The 1210-nt window shown below is 40.6% G+C and carries 1 pseudogene; it reads left to right on the top strand.

What is annotated here, in order from left to right:
• Position 1: 1 nt before the first annotated feature.
• Positions 2-1210: pseudogene (locus QUA83_RS30710) on the top strand (IS1634 family transposase); the annotation flags it as partial.

Genomic DNA, 1210 nt, shown 5'->3' with positions numbered 1-1210 from the left:
CTTGGGAATAGTAGCCGGGATAATAGATGAAATGGAATTGGTAGAAGAAGTCAACAAAAAAGTGGGGATAAGCAACAAAGAAACCCTCAGCCCAGGACAAGTCATGAAAGCGATGATTTTGAACGGATTAGGGTTTTTGAGCGCCCCAATCTACCTATTCGACACATTTTTTGTAGTAAAAGCAACAGAACATTTAATCGGAGAAGGAGTGACCCCCGAACAATTAAATGATGACAGAATCGGGAGAGCATTAGACAAATACCATCAAGCTGGAACGACACAATTATTCACAGCGATCGCCCTAAAAGCAGCTCATAAATTTCAAGTAGAAATGAATAGCGTTCATCTAGACAGCAGTTCAATATCAGTAGAAGGAGCATACAAAACTTGTCAAGAAAAGAGTCAAGACATTGAAACAGACTCATCAGACCCAGCCGATGAAATGAAAGCCATAAAAATCGTTCACGGATACTAAGCGAGACAAAAGACCCGACCTCAAACAATTTATCATTGACACCATAGTTAGCGGTGATGGAGACGTACCATTGTATCTCAAAATAGATGACGGAAACGCCGATGACAAAAGCGTTTTTGTCGCCCGACTCAAAGAATTTAAAAACCAATGGAGTTTCGACGGAATCTGTGTAGCAGACAGTGCCTTATACACAGCAGAAAACTTATCAGCCATGGCAGGAATGAAATGGATAACCAGAGTGCCATTAAGTATCAAATCAGCCCGCCAAAAAATCTCAGCTATCGAAGATAAAGACTGGGAATCAGCTCAAATAAAAGGCGACAAAATAGCAGCCATAACCAGCGAGTATGCCAACATAAAACAAAGATGGATAGTAGTAGAAAGCGATATCAGAAAACAAGCAGCCCTCAAAAAAATAGCCCAGCAAGTAGAGAAACAATTAGAATCAGCTTCTGACTCACTACGCAAGCTATTCAGACAAGAGTTTGGGTGTATAGCCGACGCAGAAATCGCGATAAAAAGATTATCAGATACCTGGAAGTATCACCAAATCACAGAAATTGAATGCCGAGAAAAACCCGTCAAAAAATCGACAAGCAAGCAGAAACTAGAGAACCCAACAAATTCAACAGTTTATCAAATTACGGGTCAAATAGAAACCCGGTTATCAGTAATAGAAGCCGAACAAATCGCAGCCGGGAGATTTATATTAGCCACCAACATCTTAGACACTCA

This window comes from Microcoleus sp. K1-B1 (assembly GCF_036704705.1).
Taxonomy (GTDB): Bacteria; Cyanobacteriota; Cyanobacteriia; order Cyanobacteriales; family Microcoleaceae; genus Microcoleus.
This window is presented reverse-complemented; position numbering and strand designations above follow the sequence as displayed.